The sequence below is a fragment of the Arthrobacter sp. C152 genome (assembly GCF_054890965.1).
Window position 1 is genome coordinate 264,216 of sequence record NZ_JBTZSU010000001.1, and the last position, 17,262, is coordinate 281,477.

General features: G+C 66.8%; 19 protein-coding genes and 3 tRNA genes. 14 read left to right on the forward strand and 8 right to left on the reverse strand.

Annotated features, from left to right (window positions below; all coding sequences use genetic code 11):
• Positions 1 to 51: 51 nt before the first annotated feature.
• Both ACYSM9_RS01075 and ACYSM9_RS01080 read left to right on the forward strand, forming a co-directional pair.
• Positions 52 to 124: transfer RNA gene (locus tag ACYSM9_RS01075), tRNA-Asn, on the forward strand.
• Between the two features lie 136 nt (positions 125 to 260).
• Positions 261 to 333 (forward strand) — tRNA-Asn (locus tag ACYSM9_RS01080).
• Between the two features lie 72 nt (positions 334 to 405).
• Here ACYSM9_RS01080 and ACYSM9_RS01085 read toward each other — a convergent pair.
• The 3 genes from ACYSM9_RS01085 to ACYSM9_RS01095 all read right to left on the reverse strand — a co-directional run bounded on the left by ACYSM9_RS01085 (position 406) and on the right by ACYSM9_RS01095 (position 2,339).
• Positions 406 to 813, reverse strand: a complete 408-nt coding sequence (locus ACYSM9_RS01085) for a hypothetical protein (protein ID WP_461855128.1) — start codon at positions 811 to 813, stop codon at positions 406 to 408.
• Positions 814 to 876: 63 nt separating this feature from the next.
• Positions 877 to 1,056 carry a hypothetical protein gene (locus tag ACYSM9_RS01090; protein WP_461855129.1) on the reverse strand — a complete coding sequence of 60 codons (180 nt, stop codon included), beginning with the start codon at positions 1,054 to 1,056 and terminating at the stop codon, positions 877 to 879.
• A gap of 59 nt (positions 1,057 to 1,115) precedes the next feature.
• The gene (locus tag ACYSM9_RS01095) at positions 1,116 to 2,339 is read right to left on the reverse strand and encodes a multidrug effflux MFS transporter (protein WP_461855130.1); all 1,224 of its coding nucleotides are present in this window, start codon (positions 2,337 to 2,339) and stop codon (positions 1,116 to 1,118) included.
• Between the two features lie 181 nt (positions 2,340 to 2,520).
• On the opposite strand from ACYSM9_RS01095, the gene ACYSM9_RS01100 reads away from it, so the two are divergent.
• The 6 genes from ACYSM9_RS01100 to ACYSM9_RS01125 all read left to right on the forward strand — a co-directional run bounded on the left by ACYSM9_RS01100 (position 2,521) and on the right by ACYSM9_RS01125 (position 7,875).
• Positions 2,521 to 3,372, forward strand: a complete 852-nt coding sequence (locus tag ACYSM9_RS01100) for a phage holin family protein (RefSeq protein ID WP_461855131.1) — start codon at positions 2,521 to 2,523, stop codon at positions 3,370 to 3,372.
• 137 nt (positions 3,373 to 3,509) lie between these two features.
• The gene (locus ACYSM9_RS01105) at positions 3,510 to 4,133 is read left to right on the forward strand and encodes a CDP-alcohol phosphatidyltransferase family protein (RefSeq protein ID WP_461855132.1); all 624 of its coding nucleotides are present in this window, start codon (positions 3,510 to 3,512) and stop codon (positions 4,131 to 4,133) included.
• Entirely contained in the window at positions 4,133 to 5,041 is a 909-nt protein-coding gene (locus ACYSM9_RS01110) for a DMT family transporter (RefSeq protein ID WP_461855133.1), read from the forward strand. The genes ACYSM9_RS01105 and ACYSM9_RS01110 overlap by 1 nt, the downstream gene beginning before the upstream one ends.
• 129 nt (positions 5,042 to 5,170) lie before the next feature.
• Complete coding sequence (locus ACYSM9_RS01115) at positions 5,171 to 6,367, forward strand: glycosyltransferase (protein WP_461855134.1); 1,197 nt, start codon at positions 5,171 to 5,173, stop codon at positions 6,365 to 6,367.
• Positions 6,368 to 6,441: 74 nt separating this feature from the next.
• Positions 6,442 to 6,515, forward strand: a tRNA-Ile gene (locus tag ACYSM9_RS01120).
• Between the two features lie 169 nt (positions 6,516 to 6,684).
• Complete coding sequence (locus ACYSM9_RS01125) at positions 6,685 to 7,875, forward strand: acyl-CoA dehydrogenase family protein (RefSeq protein WP_461855135.1); 1,191 nt, start codon at positions 6,685 to 6,687, stop codon at positions 7,873 to 7,875.
• Here ACYSM9_RS01125 and ACYSM9_RS01130 read toward each other — a convergent pair.
• Entirely contained in the window at positions 7,872 to 8,474 is a 603-nt protein-coding gene (locus ACYSM9_RS01130) for a M23 family metallopeptidase (protein ID WP_461855136.1), read from the reverse strand. The two genes, ACYSM9_RS01125 and ACYSM9_RS01130, sit on opposite strands and share 4 nt — an antisense overlap.
• A 452-nt stretch (positions 8,475 to 8,926) precedes the next feature.
• Here ACYSM9_RS01130 and rpsB point away from each other — a divergent pair, with 452 nt between their 5' ends.
• From rpsB to ACYSM9_RS01160, 6 genes are all read left to right on the forward strand, one after another.
• Positions 8,927 to 9,772: a 30S ribosomal protein S2 gene (gene rpsB / locus ACYSM9_RS01135; protein ID WP_461855137.1), complete on the forward strand. Its 846-nt coding sequence runs from the start codon at positions 8,927 to 8,929 to the stop codon at positions 9,770 to 9,772.
• Positions 9,773 to 9,899: 127 nt separating this feature from the next.
• Positions 9,900 to 10,736 (forward strand): translation elongation factor Ts, encoded by an 837-nt coding sequence (gene tsf, locus ACYSM9_RS01140; RefSeq protein ID WP_461855138.1) that lies wholly within the window; start codon positions 9,900 to 9,902, stop codon positions 10,734 to 10,736.
• Between the two features lie 119 nt (positions 10,737 to 10,855).
• A complete protein-coding gene (gene pyrH, locus ACYSM9_RS01145; protein ID WP_461855139.1) occupies positions 10,856 to 11,593 on the forward strand; it encodes a UMP kinase in 738 nt (245 codons plus the stop codon).
• Positions 11,594 to 11,720: 127 nt separating this feature from the next.
• The gene (frr, locus tag ACYSM9_RS01150; protein ID WP_461855140.1) at positions 11,721 to 12,278 is read left to right on the forward strand and encodes a ribosome recycling factor; all 558 of its coding nucleotides are present in this window, start codon (positions 11,721 to 11,723) and stop codon (positions 12,276 to 12,278) included.
• Positions 12,278 to 13,198, forward strand: coding sequence for a phosphatidate cytidylyltransferase (locus tag ACYSM9_RS01155; RefSeq protein ID WP_461855141.1), 921 nt, complete (start codon positions 12,278 to 12,280; stop codon positions 13,196 to 13,198). The genes frr and ACYSM9_RS01155 overlap by 1 nt, the downstream gene beginning before the upstream one ends.
• A gap of 109 nt (positions 13,199 to 13,307) precedes the next feature.
• A complete protein-coding gene (locus ACYSM9_RS01160) occupies positions 13,308 to 13,892 on the forward strand; it encodes a DivIVA domain-containing protein (protein ID WP_461855142.1) in 585 nt (194 codons plus the stop codon).
• Positions 13,893 to 13,919: 27 nt separating this feature from the next.
• Here ACYSM9_RS01160 and ACYSM9_RS01165 read toward each other — a convergent pair whose 3' ends face one another.
• Genes ACYSM9_RS01165 through ACYSM9_RS01180 form a run of 4 tightly spaced genes read right to left on the reverse strand, consistent with a single transcriptional unit; the run spans position 13,920 to position 17,232 of the window.
• Positions 13,920 to 14,609: a hypothetical protein gene (locus tag ACYSM9_RS01165; RefSeq protein ID WP_461855143.1), complete on the reverse strand. Its 690-nt coding sequence runs from the start codon at positions 14,607 to 14,609 to the stop codon at positions 13,920 to 13,922.
• Positions 14,610 to 14,628: 19 nt separating this feature from the next.
• A complete protein-coding gene (locus ACYSM9_RS01170) occupies positions 14,629 to 16,095 on the reverse strand; it encodes a sodium/solute symporter (protein ID WP_461855144.1) in 1,467 nt (488 codons plus the stop codon).
• Positions 16,096 to 16,147: 52 nt separating this feature from the next.
• Entirely contained in the window at positions 16,148 to 16,519 is a 372-nt protein-coding gene (locus tag ACYSM9_RS01175) for a DUF485 domain-containing protein (RefSeq protein ID WP_461855145.1), read from the reverse strand.
• Positions 16,516 to 17,232, reverse strand: a complete 717-nt coding sequence (locus ACYSM9_RS01180) for a LytR/AlgR family response regulator transcription factor (protein ID WP_461855146.1) — start codon at positions 17,230 to 17,232, stop codon at positions 16,516 to 16,518. Before ACYSM9_RS01180 ends, ACYSM9_RS01175 begins: the two co-directional genes overlap by 4 nt.
• Positions 17,233 to 17,262: the final 30 nt, after the last annotated feature.

Genomic DNA, 17,262 nt, shown 5'->3' on the forward strand with positions numbered 1-17,262 from the left:
CCCCGATTTCGTTTACGCGCCAAGTGTTTGCTAGGCTGATACCCGCTTCATTCCTCCTTAGCTCAATTGGCAGAGCATTCGACTGTTAATCGAAGGGTTGCTGGTTCAAGTCCAGCAGGAGGAGCTCCCAATCCCCGTTCCGGCCTTCCGGAACGGGGATTTTTTCTGCCCATTTCCTGCCCGGCGCAGGCCCGGATGGGCCGTGATTCCGCCGATTTCACTTTTGCCGGAATCCTTTGCTATGGTCGTACCTGCTTCATTCCTCCTTAGCTCAATTGGCAGAGCATTCGACTGTTAATCGAAGGGTTGCTGGTTCAAGTCCAGCAGGAGGAGCGCACACAAAAAATCCCCGTTCCTCCCGTGTGGAGGAGCGGGGATTTTTCGTTCTGCGGGCACTGGATGCAGCTAGACGAAGTCCATTTCCACCTGCAGGAACCGTTCGGCTTCCGCCACTGCCGCCAGGAAGGCCTCCTGCTCGGTGGGCGACTTCCGCGGTTCACGGGGGTTCCACTCATGCGGCGCCGAATGGATCCGGACAAAGCCGGTTCCCGGAGGCGCGTAGAAGATGCCGAACCGCTGCACCGGCCATTCGGGGGACGTCTCCGGCGCTACCAGCAGCGCGGCGTCGAAGGCCGGATTGAACCACTGGGCAATGGGCCGGCGGCGGTCCTCCGTGAACAGCCCTGCGGCGTACAGCGCGGCGGACTGCTGTCCTGCCTGCGCACACAGCCGGTCCCACCACAGTGGCAAAATCCGGGCGTCGCACCGTTGCCATGTGGCCGGAAGTGGCGGTCTGTCCTGCCAGTTGGGCACGGACATATTTTATCTCGCGATGGACCCTGAGGGCAGGAAAAGCCGCCCGCCACGGCAAAACTGTCAGCGCCGTTTCCGGGGCCCCGGGTTGACCCGGTACAGCAGCGCTGCGCCTGCCAGCAGGCCCAGCAGGATGCCGGCAGCAGGGTTGCCGAGGGCGCGGCCCGCGAAATAGCCGACGACGGCGCCCAGCACCGCCCCGAGGAACAGTCCCCGTCCGTTGCGGTGCGGTCTGCGGCTCATGGACGGCCTTTCGGGAGATGGGGCAGTGTCACTGGACAGGCCCGGTGGATGGACGGAACTCAGTGGATGGACGGAACTGTGCGGGGCCGGACCACCAGCCACAGCGCTGCGATGGCCAGCAGGATGCAGCCGGCCTGGACCGCACCCATCGGCATGGCGCTGGTGATCCCGAGCCAGCCCACTACCGGGGAGATCAGGCCGGCCATCAGGAAGGTGGCGGCCCCCAGCAGGGAGGCAGCCGTTCCCGCCTGCGACGCATGGCTCGCCAGGGCCAGCACCTGGACGCAGGGGAACATGAAGCCGGTGCCCAGGATGTAGAACCACAGCGGGACCATGACGCCCCACAGGCCCAGGCCCAGGCGGTCGAACACCACGATCAGCAACGCCATCAGGAACAGCCAGCCCGTGGCGAAGGCCAGGATCCATTGCGGCGGCACAACCCTGATCAGCCGGGAACTGGTCTGCACGCCCGCCACGATGCCCAGGGAGTTGATGCCGAACAGCAGCCCGTACTGCTGGGCGGAAAACCCGAACACGTCCTGGAACAGGAACGGGGAGGCCGAGAGGTACGTGAAGAGGCCGCCGAAGTTGAACCCGGCCACCATCAGCAGCCCCACGAAGATCCGGTCGCTGAAGAGCGCCTTGTAGCGCTGCCGGGCCGTCATGCCGCTGTGCCCGCGTTTCTCCGGCGGCAACGTCTCGCGCACCAGGAGCAGTGCAGCCACGATCACCAGGGTCCCGTAGCTGGCCAGGAACACGAAGATGCCGGGCCACGGCATCACCAAAAGCAGCTGGGAGCCGATGACCGGCGCCAGGATGGGCGCGAGGCCGTTCACCAGGGACATCCGGGAGAACATCCGCACCATCGCATATCCGGAGAACAGGTCCCGCACCATGGCCATGGCCACCACGCCACCACCGGCGGCCCCAACCCCCATCAGCACGCGGAAGATTCCCAGCGTGGTGATGTCCGTGGACAGGGCCGCGCCGAGTGAAGCGGCGATGTGCAGCGCAGTGGCCATGATCAGGGGTGTCCTGCGGCCGAATTTGTCGCTGAACGGGCCCACCACGAGCTGGCCGAAGGCAAACCCCACGGTGGTTCCGGCCAGGGTCAGCTGCACCTGGGCCTCGCTGACACCGAGGCTCGCCTCCAGGGCGGGGAAGGCCGGCAGGTAGAGATCGATGGTGAACGGGCCCAGCGCGGTCAGCGCGCCCAGGAGGAGGATGTACAGGAGCTTCCGGCGGCGGCTGAGCAGGTCGCCCGGATTGGCGGGAGTCGTCACGGACAACCATCCTAGGCCCGGGCCGAGTTGTTTTTCATCGTTGTAGGCCGCGCCGTCCGGCACGCCCGGAAGTCCGCCCTGAACCTGAATGGTAGTTTGGGTGGCGTGGACTGTGCGGCTGCACATTTTCCGCGGCATAACGGAAGCAGTATCGACCCATCAGACCTGGAAGGCGGCACCGATGAGCGGACGTCACAGTGGGCGTACCAGCCCGGGATTGCGCTTCACCGCGCTGCCCGGGACCCTGAAACTCCTGTTCCGGTTGGCACCCCGGCAGCTCAACGACGAAATCGCCTTCGCGAAATTCGAACTCAAGCGCAAGGGCGTCCAGGTCGGAGTTGCTGCCGCTTTCCTCGCCGTGGCCCTGGTCTTCCTCCTCTTCCTGGTGGTGGGCCTCATCGTTGCCGCCATCATGGGCCTGGCCACCATCATGCCCGCCTGGCTGGCCGCCCTCCTGGTCTCCGCCGCCTTCCTGTTGATCGCGCTCATCGGCGCCCTGGTCGGCGTCGGCAGGTTCAGGAAGGCCATGCCCCTGCTGCCGGAGGAAACCATCCGTGGGATCAGGCACGACATCGGCGTGGCCAGGGAGGGCTCCGCCTTCAACCCGGCCGTGCTGGACCCGGAAAGCCCCGAGGGCAAGGCCGCGAAAGCGGCCAAGGCGGAGGCCGCCGCCAAGGCCAAGGCAGAGAAGGAAGCCAAGGCCGCCCAGCACGACCAGGAATTCCCGCACGCGTCCGAGCCCGAACTGGCACGCCGCCTGAACCAGCGCCGCCACCACCTCACCGAAGTCCGCGATGAACTCGGCACGGAGCTGGACCTGAAAACCCAGGGACGGTACCTGCTGGCCGTCGCACAGCAGAAGGCACGCGAAGGCCAGGTACTCGCCGCGCGCGGGAAGGACGCCGCCGCCCAGAAGCTGGCAGGCGTGTCCGGCTCCGCCAGCCTCAGGGAACGCTGGAAGCCCCTCGCGGCCCTTGCTGCTGCCGGGACCGTCCTGGTGGTCCTGCTCCGCCGCCTCCTGCGCACGTACTAGTCCCGGCAGCCATACGGCGCCCCACAGCAGAACCACAGGGCACGCCAGAACTGCGGGCACCACCACACCAGGCACCACAACACCGGGCACCGGCAAAGCAGTGCCAACAGAATGCGGCAGGAAGGAAAGGGGGACGGGTGAAGTTCATCGGTGCAGGCGCACGGCCTGGCCGTCCCCAGGTGGACCACGACGCCGTGTTCACCATCCCCAATCTGCTTACCGTCGTGCGGTTCATGGGCGTGCCGCTCTTCATCTGGCTCGTCCTGGCCCAACGCGAATACGGGGCCGGGGTCATCGTCCTGGCTGTCATGGCCGGAACCGACTGGATCGACGGTTACATTGCGCGGCGCTTCGACCAGGCTTCCAGGCTCGGCCGGGTACTGGATCCCATCGCCGACCGGCTGGCCATGATCGCCGTGGCCGTCACCCTGGTGATCGCCGGCGTCGTGCATTGGCTGTACCTGGCAGCGCTGGTGGTCCCCGACGCCGTGCTGCTCGCCATGACGCTCTTCTTCTTCCACGGCCACCCCGACCTCCCTGTCAGCGTGGTGGGCAAGGTCAGGACCGGCCTGCTCCTCCTCGGGACACCACTGCTTGTCCTCTCCCACCTGGACACCGGGGTGTCCGGCCAACTGTTTGCCACCGCCTGGGTAGTGCTCGGCCTGGGCCTGGTCGGCCACTGGATCGCCGCCTATAACTACTTCTGGGCCATCCTGCGCAAAGGCAGGGAATTCAAACACCACGACGACGGGACCGCCTGATGGTGTGGGTGGCCGTCGGCCTGGCCGTCCTCGGCGCGTTCTGCCTGGCCCTGGGGGCCCAGCGCCAGGGGAGCGCGGTGAAAGCGGACACGGGCGGCCTGGCGCTGAGCTCCAACGGTTTCCTCCGGCTGCTGCGCAACCCCCGCTGGATGTTCGGCCTCCTGCTGCTGTGCACAGGCATGGCCATGAACGCAGTGGCGCTGGTGTCCGCCCCCCTCACGGTGGTACAGCCAATCGGCGCCATCGCCCTGGTGATCACCACCGTGATCAATGCCCGGGACCAGGACCTCACCATCAACCGGGCCACCGCCGTCTCGATTGCCGCGTGCGTGACGGGCTCGGCGCTCTTTGTCCTGCTCGCCGTCAACGTCACCCAGGAAAGCCACCACGTCAGCCCTGAGGACGAACTGACCATCGTGCTCCTGCTGGCCCTGGCCGTTGGATTGTTCGGGACCCTGGCAGTGATGTTCAAGCACCGCATGAACTCGTTCGTCTACATCCTCGGCGCCGGCATCCTCTTCGGCTTCGTGGCCGTGCTGACCCGGATCATCGGCAAGCACCTGCTTGACCCGAACGGTCTGTTCCTGCTGAACGTGCAGTGGTATTCGGTGCTGGCCATCATCGCCGCGGGCGGCCTGGGGTCATGGTTCGTCCAGAGTGCCTACTCCACCGGGCCGCCGGACCTGGTGATTGCCGGGCTCACGGTCATCGACCCCATGGTGGGCATCGCCATCGGCATCATCATCCTCGGCGAACTGCGGCCCGACGTGCACGCCGTCATGGCCATTGCGATGGGAACGGCGGCCTGCCTTGCTATCGTTGGGGTTATCGCCCTTTCCCGGCACCACCCGGAGGTCACCAAGCGCAAGAAGGACGCGCGGAAGGCCGCCGGCAGGCCCTCCCACTAGCCCGTTCCCTGAAACACACCCCGTCCCGCACCATACCCAGCAATTCCACGAGGCCGCATGCCACTGCACCGGCGGCCAACCGTGCTGCCAGTTCCATGCTGTCCGCACCGTGACCATCAGGAGTACTCCATGACCACGCCAGCCGACCAGCGCCCCCTGACCATCCTGATCGCCGCTGACACCTACCCGCCCCACGTCAACGGCGCCGCCCAGTTCGGCTACCGCCTGGCCAAGGGCATGACCGCCAGGGGACACAACGTCCACGTCCTGGCCTGCCGCGACGGCAAGGGAAAGAGCTTCACCGAATTCCGCGACGAGGCAACCGTGCACCGCCTCCGCTCCCACAGCGTGCCCACCCACGAAACCTTCCGCATCTGCTTCCCGTGGGAAATCAAGAAGGAAATCAGCCTGCTGTTCGACCGTGTGAAGCCCGACGTCGTGCACATCCAGAGCCACTACATGATCGGCGAACACGTGCTCTACGAAGCCGTGAAGCGCGGCGTCCGGATCGTTGCCACCAACCACTTCATGCCGGAAAACCTCAACCCGTTCCTGCCCTTCCCCCAATGGTTCAAGGACATCATCGGCCGGATCTCCTGGAAGGACATGGGCAAGGTGATGGGCCAGGCGGACGTGGTCACCACCCCCACCCCGCTGGCGGCCAAGGCCATGCATGAGCATGCCTTCCTCCGCAAGGTCCTCCCGCTGTCCAACGGCATCGACTCGGCCGCCTACGAACTGCTGCCCGGCGAGCACATCGAGCCCCACCCGCACCCCACCGTGCTGTTCGCCGGCCGGCTGGCGGAGGAAAAGCACGTGGATGTCCTGATCCGGGCGATCAGCAAGACCCCGCGGGAACTGAACGTGCACCTGGAAATCGTGGGCGGCGGCGAGGTGCGGGCCGACCTGGAGGAACTCGTTCAGCGGCTCGGCCTGGGCGACAGGGTCCGGTTCCTGGGACTGGCCAGCGACGCGGACCTGCGCCGGGCCTACATCCGGGCCGACCTGTTCTGCATGCCGGGGACCGCCGAGCTGCAGTCCCTGGTGACCCTGGAAGCCATGTCCGCCTCCACTCCGGTGGTCCTGGCCAATGCCATGGCGCTGCCGCACCTGGTGCGTGACGGCCAGAACGGCTACCTCTTCACACCCAACGACAGTGACGACCTGGCCAAGAAGATCACCCAGGTCCTGGAACTGCCCAAGGACGAGCAGCGCGCCATGGGCCGGGCCAGCCGTGAGATGGTGGAGCCGCACAGCATCCAGGGCACGCTGCAGACCTTCGAAGACCTGTACCGCGGCGCCAGCTTCGAGGACAAGGTGGTCTGAACCCTTTCCCGGATTTGCTAGAGTGTTTTTGCCCTGCCGGACCGGTACCAAACGCGAGGCGGGCAAGGGCATCTGGGGCTATAGCTCAGCTGGTTAGAGCGCGGGACTCATAATCCTAAGGTCCTCGGTTCAAGTCCGAGTAGCCCTACGTGCACGCTGTGCCAACGCCGCGAAACCGCGGCCGACGATTCACGTCGGCCGCGGTTTTTGTTTAACGCGTTCTTGGCCCGGGAGCCAGGCTGCGGTATGTTACTGGTGAGTAACATACCCAACGGCCAGCGATGCATGGCCGGCCCTGAGTATCGAAGAAGGTATCCATGCCCACCTCCGCCGCCGATTCCACAGAGCTTCCCTACGCCGACGGCGACTTCTACGCCTTCGAGCAGCTCCTGTCCGGAAAGGAACGGGACCGGCTCGCCGAGGTCCGCGACTTCCTGGCCCGCGAAGTCCGGCCCATCGCGGTGGATTGCTGGAACCGGGCCGAGTTCCCGATGGACCTGGTGCCGAAACTTGCGGACCTGGACCTGGTGAGCCCCGTCCGGCGGCAGGGCTACTCCAACCTCTTCGCCGGAATGCTGCACGCCGAAGTCACCCGGGCGGACGCCTCCATCGCCACCTTCATGGGTGTGCACGACGGCCTGTTCACCGGCTCCATCGAGGCGCTGGCCTCCCCGGAGCAGAAGGACGAGTGGCTGCCGGACATCTACTCCCTGAAGAAGATCGGCGCCTTTGGCCTCACGGAGCCCCTGGGCGGCAGCGACGTCGCCGGGGGTACGCGGACCACCGCCCGGAAGGACGGAGGTGCCTGGATCCTCAACGGGGCCAAGCGGTGGATCGGGAACGCGACGTTCTCCGACTGGGTGGTGGTCTACGCCCGCGACGTGGCGGACAACCAGGTCAAGGGCTTCCTGGTGGACACGGCGCTGCCTGGCGTCGGCACGGCAAAGATCGACAACAAGATTTCCCTTCGAACCGTCCAGAACGCCGACATCGTCCTGGAGGACGTGGTGGTTCCGGACTTCTTCAAGCTGGCACACGCCAACAGCTTCCGCGACGTCAACAAAGTCCTCAAGGTCACGCGGCTGGCCGTCGCCTGGCAGGCTGTCGGCCTGCAGCTGGCAGCCTTTGACGTGGCGCGCCGTTACGCCGTGGAGCGCCAGCAGTTCGGCCGCCCCCTGGCATCCTTCCAGCTCATCCAGGACCAGCTGGTCCGGATCCTGGGCAATGCGGTCAGCTCCATGGGCATGATGGTGCGCCTTTCCCAGCTGGAGGACGAAGGCGCGGCCAAGGATGAGCAGTCGGCGCTGGGCAAGGCCTTCGCCACCGCCCGTATGCGGGACAGCGTGGCCCTTGGCCGGAACATCCTGGGCGGGAACGGCATTGTGACCGACTTTGAGATGGCCAAGATCTTTGCCGACGCAGAGGCGATCTACTCCTACGAGGGCACGGCCGAAATCAACACCCTGGTGACGGGGCGGGCCATCACGGGCATCTCGGCCATCGTCTAGCCGGAACGCTCCTGCCGGGGTGCGCCTTGCAGCGGCAGCAGGACCGACGGGCGAAGGTCCATGACGAACTGCAGCGGGTTGACGTACAGGTCACCGTCCCGGACGCCCCAATGGACGCAGGCGGTGCCCGGGCAGTGCCCTGCCAGGACGGTGCCCACCACCTGGCCCGCCGCCACCGGGCTTCCCACCGCAAGTGTGCCCGCCACCGGTTCAAAGCTGCTCCGGAGCCCATTACCGTGGTCGATGGTGATCACGGGCCGGTCCACGACGACGCCCACGAAACTGACCGTCCCGGCGGCGGGGGCGGTAACTTGGGTGCCTTCACCTGCCGCGCCCAGATCAACGCCCCGGTGACCGCTGAGCCAGGGTTTGGGCGGGGGATCGAAGCCGCGCAGCACCGGCGGCCGCGGAGCCAGCGGCCAGCGCCAGGATGGTGCGGCGCCCTCGCCGCGGGCCGCCGTCGCCATGAGGTGATCCACGGCAGCTGCACTGCCTGGCGCCCCGGCCGGGGCGGGGACCACGACGCCGGAGGGCGGGCCTGCCGATGCCACGGAGGCCGGCAGCAGCAGGAGGGCGGCGAGGAGGACGGGAGGTTTCATCCCGCCAGCCTGCCCCCGGACGGGGACTGCCGGCAGGCCCGTCTGCGGCTATGTGGATAACGGCTCCGGGGTGGGCGACCGGTCCGCCGGGCGGGGGCGCCTGTAGTACACTTGATGGAGCAGTTTGCTGCGCCCTCTACGCTTCCCGAACCAGTGGTCAACGCCAATGGTGTTTTCCGCTGTCCGGATCGCGTCGGCACATCTCATTCAGGAGTGTGGGGGAGCAGTGGCTGACTACGCGCATCCAGCCCTCCGCCGGCCAACGCACCCGCGTCAGTCCGGGGAGGATCGCGCCTCCTGCGGTCCGTGCCACAAAGCATGGATGGGAAGCGCGGTGGATGCCAGGAGCACGGCCCAACCCCGGGCCACGCTAATCAACCGTCAACTAATTGGCAGGGTAAGAAGCCTCCGGGCTCTCTCATGAATGACCTGCCGGGAAAAGGAGCGTCGGCATGCCCGTCGTAACCATGCGCCAGCTGCTTGACAGCGGCGTCCACTTTGGACACCAGACCCGCCGTTGGAACCCGAAGATGAAGCGCTTCATCTTCACCGAGCGCAACGGCATCTACATCATCGACCTTCAGCAGTCGCTGTCCTACATCGACCGCGCCTACGAGTTCGTCAAGGCCACCGTCGCCCACGGCGGCACCGTCCTGTTCGTCGGCACCAAGAAGCAGGCCCAGGAAGCAATTGCCGAGCAGGCAACCCGCGTGGGCCAGCCCTACGTCAACCAGCGCTGGCTCGGCGGTATGCTGACCAACTTCCAGACGGTTGCCAAGCGTATCCAGCGCATGAAGGAACTCGAAGAGATCGACTTCGACGACGTCGCCGGTTCCGCTTACACCAAGAAGGAACTGCTGCTCCTCAAGCGCGAGCTCACCAAGCTGGAGTCCAACCTCGGCGGTATCCGCAACCTGACCAAGGCTCCGTCCCTGCTCTGGGTTGTCGACACCAAGAAGGAACACCTCGCCGTTGACGAGGCCAAGAAGCTGAACATCCCCGTAGTTGCCATCCTGGACACCAACTGCGACCCCGACGAAGTCGACTTCCCGATCCCGGGCAACGACGACGCCATCCGCTCCGTGAACCTCCTGACCCGCGTTGTTGCCGACGCCGTTGCCGAGGGCCTCATCGCCCGCAACAGCCGTGGCACGGGTGCAGCCGAAGCTCCCGAGGAGCCCCTGGCCGAGTGGGAGCGCGAACTCCTCGAAGGCAACAAGGCAGAAGCTGCGGCCGCTCCGGCAGCAGAGGCTGAAGCTCCGGCAGCTGCCGAGGCTCCCGCCGAAGACGCCAAGTAAGACAAGTAAATCCGGATTCTCCGCGCTGTCTGCAGCCGGAGCTGCTGACAGGATGGCAGCCCACCGTCGTGGGCTGCTGTCCTGTCAGTCCGTACACCACCACACATTTCTAGACAGAGGGGTTCACATGGCGAACTACACTGCCGCGGACATCAAGGCCCTGCGCGAGCGCACCGGCGCCGGCATGATGGACGTCAAGAAGGCTCTTGACGAAGCCAACGGTGACGCCGAGAAGGCCATCGAAATCATCCGCATCAAGGGCCTCAAGGGCGCGACCAAGCGTGAAGGCCGCTCCACCGCTGAAGGCCTCGTGGCCGCCAAGGTCAGCAACGGCGTCGGCGTCATGATCGAGGTCAACTGCGAGACCGACTTCGTTGCCAAGGCTGACAAGTTCATCCAGCTGGCCGACAAGGTCCTGGCCATCGCCGTCGAGTCCGGCGCTGCCGACCTCGAGACCCTGCTCGCCACCGACGTTGACGGCAAGCCGCTGTCCGAGGTCGTCGTCGAAGAGGGCGCCATCCTGGGCGAGAAGGTTGTTGTCCGCCGCATCTCCCGCATCGAGGGTGCAACGGTCGACGCCTACCTGCACAAGACCTCCAAGGACCTCCCGGCCCAGGTCGGCGTGCTGTTCGCTGTCGACGGTGAAGGCGAAGCCGCTGCCACCGCCGCCCACGACGTGGCTGTCCACATTGCCGCGATGGCTCCGAACTACCTGACCCGCGACGACGTTCCGTCCGAACTGGTGGAGTCCGAGCGCCGGATCGCCGAAGAGACCGCCAAGGCCGAGGGCAAGCCCGAAGCCGCCCTCACCAAGATTGTCGAAGGCCGCGTGACGGGCTTCTACAAGGGCGAGGTCCTGGTCGACCAGGCATTCGCGAAGGACGCCAAGAAGTCCGTGGCACAGGTCCTCGAAGAGGCCGGTGTCAAGGGAACCGCGTTCACGCGTTTCCGCGTCGGCTCCTAGTCGAAACTGCGAGGGGTGGCCACTTCGGTGGCCGCCCCTTTTGCATGCAACGGGGACGGTACCGACCACCGGCTCCGGCACGATACCCTTTTTTCAGACTCACCCAACGGGAAGGCATCATGGAAGCCGTCAACACTGTCATCCATTCAGAGAAAAGCAGGCGCCGGGTCCTCCTGAAGCTCTCCGGCGAGGTCTTCGGCGGCGGTAAGCTCGGTGTCGACCCCGAGACCGTCCGCGACGTCGCCAAGCAGATAGCCGCCGCAGTTCCCGAAGTGGAAGTGGCCATCGTGGTGGGCGGCGGGAACTTCTTCCGCGGCGCCGAACTCTCCCAGAGCGGAATGGACCGCTCCCGCGCAGACTACATGGGCATGCTCGGAACGGTCATGAACTGCCTGGCGCTCCAGGACTTCCTGGAGCAGGCAGGCGTGGAGACCCGCGTCCAGAGCGCCATCACCATGGGACAGGTGGCCGAGGCCTACATCCCGCGCCGCGCCATCCGGCATATGGAAAAGGGCCGGGTGGTCATCTTCGGCGCCGGCGCAGGCCTGCCGTACTTCTCCACGGACACCGTGGCCGCGCAGCGGGCCCTCGAGGTGCACGCTGACGTGGTCCTCATGGCCAAGAGCGGCGTGGACGCCGTCTACACTGCCGACCCCAAGAAAGACCCCACCGCAGAGCGGCTCGAAACCCTCAGCTATGACGATGCGCTGCGCCGCGACATCCGGGTCATGGACCAGACGGCCATGACCATGTGCAAGGACAACAACCTGTCCATGGTGGTCTTTGGCATGGAGGGTGAAGGAAACGTCACCCGCGCCATCCTGGGCGAGAAGCTGGGCACACTGGTCACCGCCTAGCTGCGGCTAGGATGATTTCAGGACAGTTCGGTCCCCGCCTGACGGGCGGGGACCGATCCAGCAACAGAGAACAGCGTGTGTGCAGGGACCGGCGCCCCGGACCGCACCAGAACCGTCAGGAGAAACCGTGATCGAAGAAACCTTGCTCGAAGCCGAAGAAAAGATGGACAAGGCAGTCGAGGTAGCCAAGGAAGACTTCGCGTCCGTCCGCACCGGCCGCGCCAACCCGGGCCTCTACAACAAGGTCCTGGTGGACTACTACGGTTCGCCCACCCCGCTGCAGCAGCTGGCTTCCTTCGCCATCCCCGACGCCCGCACCATCCTCATCACCCCGTTCGACAAGACCGCCCTGCGGGACATCGAACGCGCACTGAGCGACTCCGAGGTCGGCGCCAACCCCTCCAACGACGGCAACATCATCAGGATCACCATCCCTGAGCTGACCAAGGAGCGCCGCAAGGAGTACGTGAAGATCGTCAAGACCAAGGGTGAGGAGGCCAAGATCTCCATCCGCAACATCCGCCGGAAGGCCAAGGAGACCCTGGACCGCCTGGTCAAGGACGGCGAAGCCGGCGAGGACGAGGGCAGCCGGGCCGAAAAGGAACTGGACAGCCTGACCAAGGCCCACGTGGACGGCATCGACGAGCTGCTCAAGCGCAAGGAAGCAGAGCTGCTCGAAGTCTGATGGGCCAGGCAGAACAGGCCCCGGCAGCACGGGCGCGCACACGGGGGAAGCAGCCCAGGAGCAACCCGACGCCGAAGGCAGGGCGGAACCTGCCCGCCGCCGTCGTGGTGGGGCTGGCCATGCTGCTCGCGGTGCTGGGCGGGCTGTTGTTCCTCCCGCTGGTCTTCGTGGCCATCGTCACCGCCTTCGCCGTGTTTGGCGTATGGGAGATCTACCGCGCCCTTGAGGCCAATGGCACGAGGATGCCGATCATCCCGGTGATGACCGGCACGGTGGCAATGCCCTTCGCCGCCTATTTCGGCGGCATTGAAAGCCTGTTGTTTGCCATGCTGCTCAGCGCGGTGGCCGTGCTGCTTTGGCGGTCGATCGAAAGCGCCGCGGGCTCCGCCAACAGTATCTTCGCCGGGGTTTTCGCCATGGGCTGGGTACCGTTCTTCATCAGCTTCGCCGCGCTCCCGCTGCACGCCGGCGGCACAACCCCGCTGGGACTGTGGCCCGACGGCATCGCGCCCCTCGGGGCGTGGGAAATCGCGGTCATGCTGCTGCTGGTGGTCTCCAACGACACCTTTGGCTACCTGGTGGGCGCTTCCCTGGGCAAGCACCCCATGGCCCCGAAGATCAGTCCCAAAAAATCCTGGGAAGGCTTTGCCGGGTCGGTGGCCGGAGCCACTGTTGTCGGCGTCCTTGCAACCCTCTTCGTGCTGGACAAGCCCTGGTGGGTGGGCGTTGTGCTGGCGGTGGGAACGGTGGCGGCCTCCACGGCGGGCGACCTCTCCGAGTCCATGGTCAAGCGCGAACTTGGCGTCAAGGACATGAGCAGCATCCTGCCCGGCCACGGGGGAGTGATGGACCGGCTGGACTCGATCGTCTTCGCGTCACCGGTAGCCTTCATTCTGTACGGACTCGTTGCCGGAGCCTGAACCGCTCCCGCCGGCACCCGACACACAAAGGGTGCCGGCGGGCACACGAAGCCCGGCACCCTAGACTGGTGCGGAAGCACTACGGCTGAAGAGCATTGAAGGAATCGAAGTGGCATTGGACATTCATCGGCAGATCCCTGCGTCCTTTGAACGCGTGCACCGCGGCGAGTACGGCTACAACGCCAAGCAGGTGGACGATTTCCTGCGCCGTGCGCGCATCTCGCTGGAAACCCCGGCCGCGGCCACCGATCCCGTGAACAGCTCCGATGTCAGGGGCGTGTCCTTCGATCCCGTCAAAGGCGGCTACTCGGCGGCCGTGGTCGACGCCGCCCTTGACCGGCTGGAGGACGCCTTCGCCCGCCGCGAGCGGGACGAACTCATCGCGGCGCGCGGCGAGGACGCGTGGCTGCGCGAAATCGGAAACCTCTCCGGCATCCTCCGGGGCCGGCTGCACCGCCCTGACGGCGAACGCTTCCGCAGGCCCGCCAAAAAGAAGGCCCGCAGCTACAACACCGACGACGTCGACCGGCTGTGCCGCGAACTCGTAGCGTACCTGGAACAGGACAAACCGCTGAGCGTCGACAGCGTGCGCCGCGCCGTTTTCCGGCCGGCCGTGGGCCGCGACGGCTACGAGGAGTCACAGGTTGACGCGTTCCTGGACCGCGTGGTCGAGCTCATGGCGGCCATCGACTAGCAGCCCCGGCCCGTTGGTCCCGGCCTGTCAGTCCTGGCCCGGCGGGGTGGGGGACAGCGGTGTGAACCGCCGCCAGACGTCCCGGTAGCCGCGGTACCCCAGGACGGCAGAGGCTGCCAGGAACACCGCAGCGCACACGGCGCCCACAGCGGCGGCGACTCCCGTTCCCGCCCCTGCAAGGGTCAGCAGCAGGCCCACCAGCATGGCAATCACGGCAGCGTTCGCCGTCGTAATGAAAATCATGCTGCTCCCCGCCACATGGCTGAAGCTGCCCCTGTTGCCGAAGAAATAGTAGGTCCGCCTCGATCCGGCCTCGTCATCGTGGTGGGCGGCCATCAGGTACGGTGCCATACCCGGGTCCAGCTCCACGTAGGCGGCGCGCAGCCTGTTCATCGCTGTGACGTACATCAGGTCCTCGTGAGCCACGTTGTTCACCCGAAGCTGGGTCAGGAGTCCAATCGCGGCGTCGACGAAGAGGACGGCGACAGCCAGCAGGACAAAGTCATCGGAAAACCCGGTGGCCTGGCCCACCAGGGCAACGCTGACCACACTTGCCGAGGTGAAGGTCAGGAACATGCTGATCCGGGTCAGTACCTCGCCCTGCGCGGTGCTCCGCGACGCCAGCAGTCCCCAGTGCTCGGTGGCGAGCAGCTGGGCCCGCACGGAGGCCGGGACCTCGCCCGGATGCTGGGACTTTCCGCCGCCCTCAATGGACATGGCGCCATTGTCCTCCCGGTCACCGCTCGGTTGCCAGGGGGCGTTCGGGAGTGTGCAGGCGCGTCATGGTCCGCGGCATGCTGGCGGGGATCCGGTGGACGGTGGCCCGGGACACGATCACCATGACGGCGAAGGCCGCCGGGACCGTCCAGGCCGCGGGCTGCGCCAGCCACGGCGGCGTCTGGCCCGTGCCGGCGAGCGCGCCCACCACCATGGCCCCGCCACACAGGATGCCGCCGGTCAGCATGCCGGCAATCGCGCCGGCGTCGGTCAGGCCCCGCCACCAGATGCCCAGGAGCAGCACCGGGCAGACCGTGGAGGCGGTGAAGGCGAACACCAGCCCGACGCTTCCGGCGAGGGCAAGCGAATCGGTCATGAAGGCGAAACCCAGGGGCACGACGACGGCCACGACAGCGGCGAGCCGGAACCCGCGCACACTGCCGCCCAGGACGTCCTGGCTGATGACGCCCGCCAGCGACACCACCAGCCCTGACGTGGTGGACAGGAACGCGGCGAACGCCCCGGCCACCACCAGGGCGGAGAGCAGGTCGCCGGCGAGGCCGCCCAGGAGCTGGCCCGGGAGCAGCAGCACCATGGCGTCCGGCTGCCCTGCCCGGGCCAGGCCCGGGGCGAAGACCCGCGCCACCAGCCCGTAGGCGGTGGGGAACAGGTAGAACACGGACAGCAGGCCGAGCACGATCAGGGTGGTCCGGCGCGCGGAGTGCCCGTCCGGATTGGTGTAGAAACGAACCAGCACGTGGGGCAGCCCGAGGGTGCCGAACAGCAGGGCCACCAGCAGGGACACGTTCTGGTACAGGCCCGCCGGGGCGGTGCCGGTGGGGTTGGCGTCTGGCGGGGCCACCGGCACCGCGCCGCTACCGGCCAGCATGAAGACGATGAACAGGATGGGCACGGCCAGCGCCGTGAGCTTGAGCCAGTACTGGAACGCCTGGACGAAGGTGATGGACCGCATCCCCCCGGCCACCACCGTCAGGCACACCACCACCACGACGGACACCGAGCCGACCCAGGAGGGCAGGCCGGTGGCGATGCGGACGGTCAGGGCCGCGCCGTGCAGCTGGGGAACGATGTACAGCCAGCCCACCGTGACCACCGCCAGGCTGGTGACCCTGCGGACGGCCGGCGAGGCCAGCCGGGCCCCTGTGAAATCCGGAATCGTATAGGCACCGGACCGGCGCAGCGGCGCCGCGACGAACAGCAGCAGCATCAGGTAGCCCGCCGTATATCCCACCGGGAACCAGAGGGCGTCAGTGCCGGAGAGGAGGATCAGTCCGGCAACGCCCAGGAAGCTTGCGGCGGACAGGTACTCGCCCCCGATCGCGGACGCGTTCCACCAGGGCCGGACCGTCCGCGAGGCAACATAGAAGTCGCTCGTGGTCCGGGAGATGCGCAGGCCGTAGAAGCCGATGACGGCGGTAGCCACGGTCACCACGGCCACGGCGGCCACTGCGACGCCGGCACTCACCCCGGCACCACGGGCTGCGGGACCATCGCCCGGGCACTGCTGGGACACCGGGTCATTGTTCACCGGCCAGGTCGCGGTAGCGTGCCTCGTTGCGGGCCGCCGAGCGGACGTACAGCCAGGCGCTGAGGCCGATGACCGGATAGATCCCGACGCCCAGCAGCAGCCAGCCGAAGGGAATGCCCGCGATTCCCGTCTCCGCCAGCCCCGGAGCCAGGACCAGCAGCAGCGGGAATGCAGCGAGGATCAGCAGGAAGCCGCCGGCCACCACCAGCGCAAGCCGCAGCTGGGATCGAATCAGGGACCGGACGAAAACCTGGCCAACTTCCGAATCCTGCGCATCTTCCCGGGATTCCAGCTGGCCGGCGGTGCGCTGGCCGGGGACGTGGTGCGCCGTGTGCGGGGCGGTCACCCGGACCCTGGTCATGCGTGCGGCCTGATCCTGGTGGCTTCCAGCTTTTCCCGCACCGTGGGCAGGTGGCGCCGGCTGATCGGCAGGCCCGCGCCCGCCACGGTCACCCGCGGCCCATCGGCGGCCAGCTTCATCGACGAAACATGCTTCAGGGCCACCAGATAGGAGCGGTGCGTCCGGATGAAGCCCGCGTCCGCCCACTGCTGCTCCAGGTCTGCCAGCGGCACCCGGATCAGGTAGCTGGCGTCGGCGGTGTGCAGCCGGGCGTAGTCGCCCTGCGCCTGGACGTACGTGACGTCGTCGCGCCTGATCATCCGGGTGGTGCCGCCCTGGTCAACGGTGATCATCTCCGGCGCGGCGCCGCCGTCGCGCAGTTCGCTGATCCGTGCCACCGAACGGGCCAGGCGCTCGGCGCGGACCGGCTTGAGCAGGTAGTCCACGGCCGCGAGCTCGAAAGCCGCCAGGGCATGCTCCTCATCCGCGGTGACAAAGACCACCACCGGCGGATTGCTGCTGGCGGCGATGGCGGCGGCGATATCCAGCCCGGACACCGCGGGCATGTGGATATCGAGGAAGACGGCGTCAATGCCGCCTGCGGACAGGGCGCGGAGGGCGTCGGTGCCGGACGTCGCCCGCTGGATCCTGCCGATGCGTTCGTCCCTGCCCAGCAGGAAGGCCAGCTCCTCGACGGCCGGCAGCTCATCATCAACGACGAGGACGTTAATCATCCTCCAAGGGTACTTCCAGCCAAGCGCTGC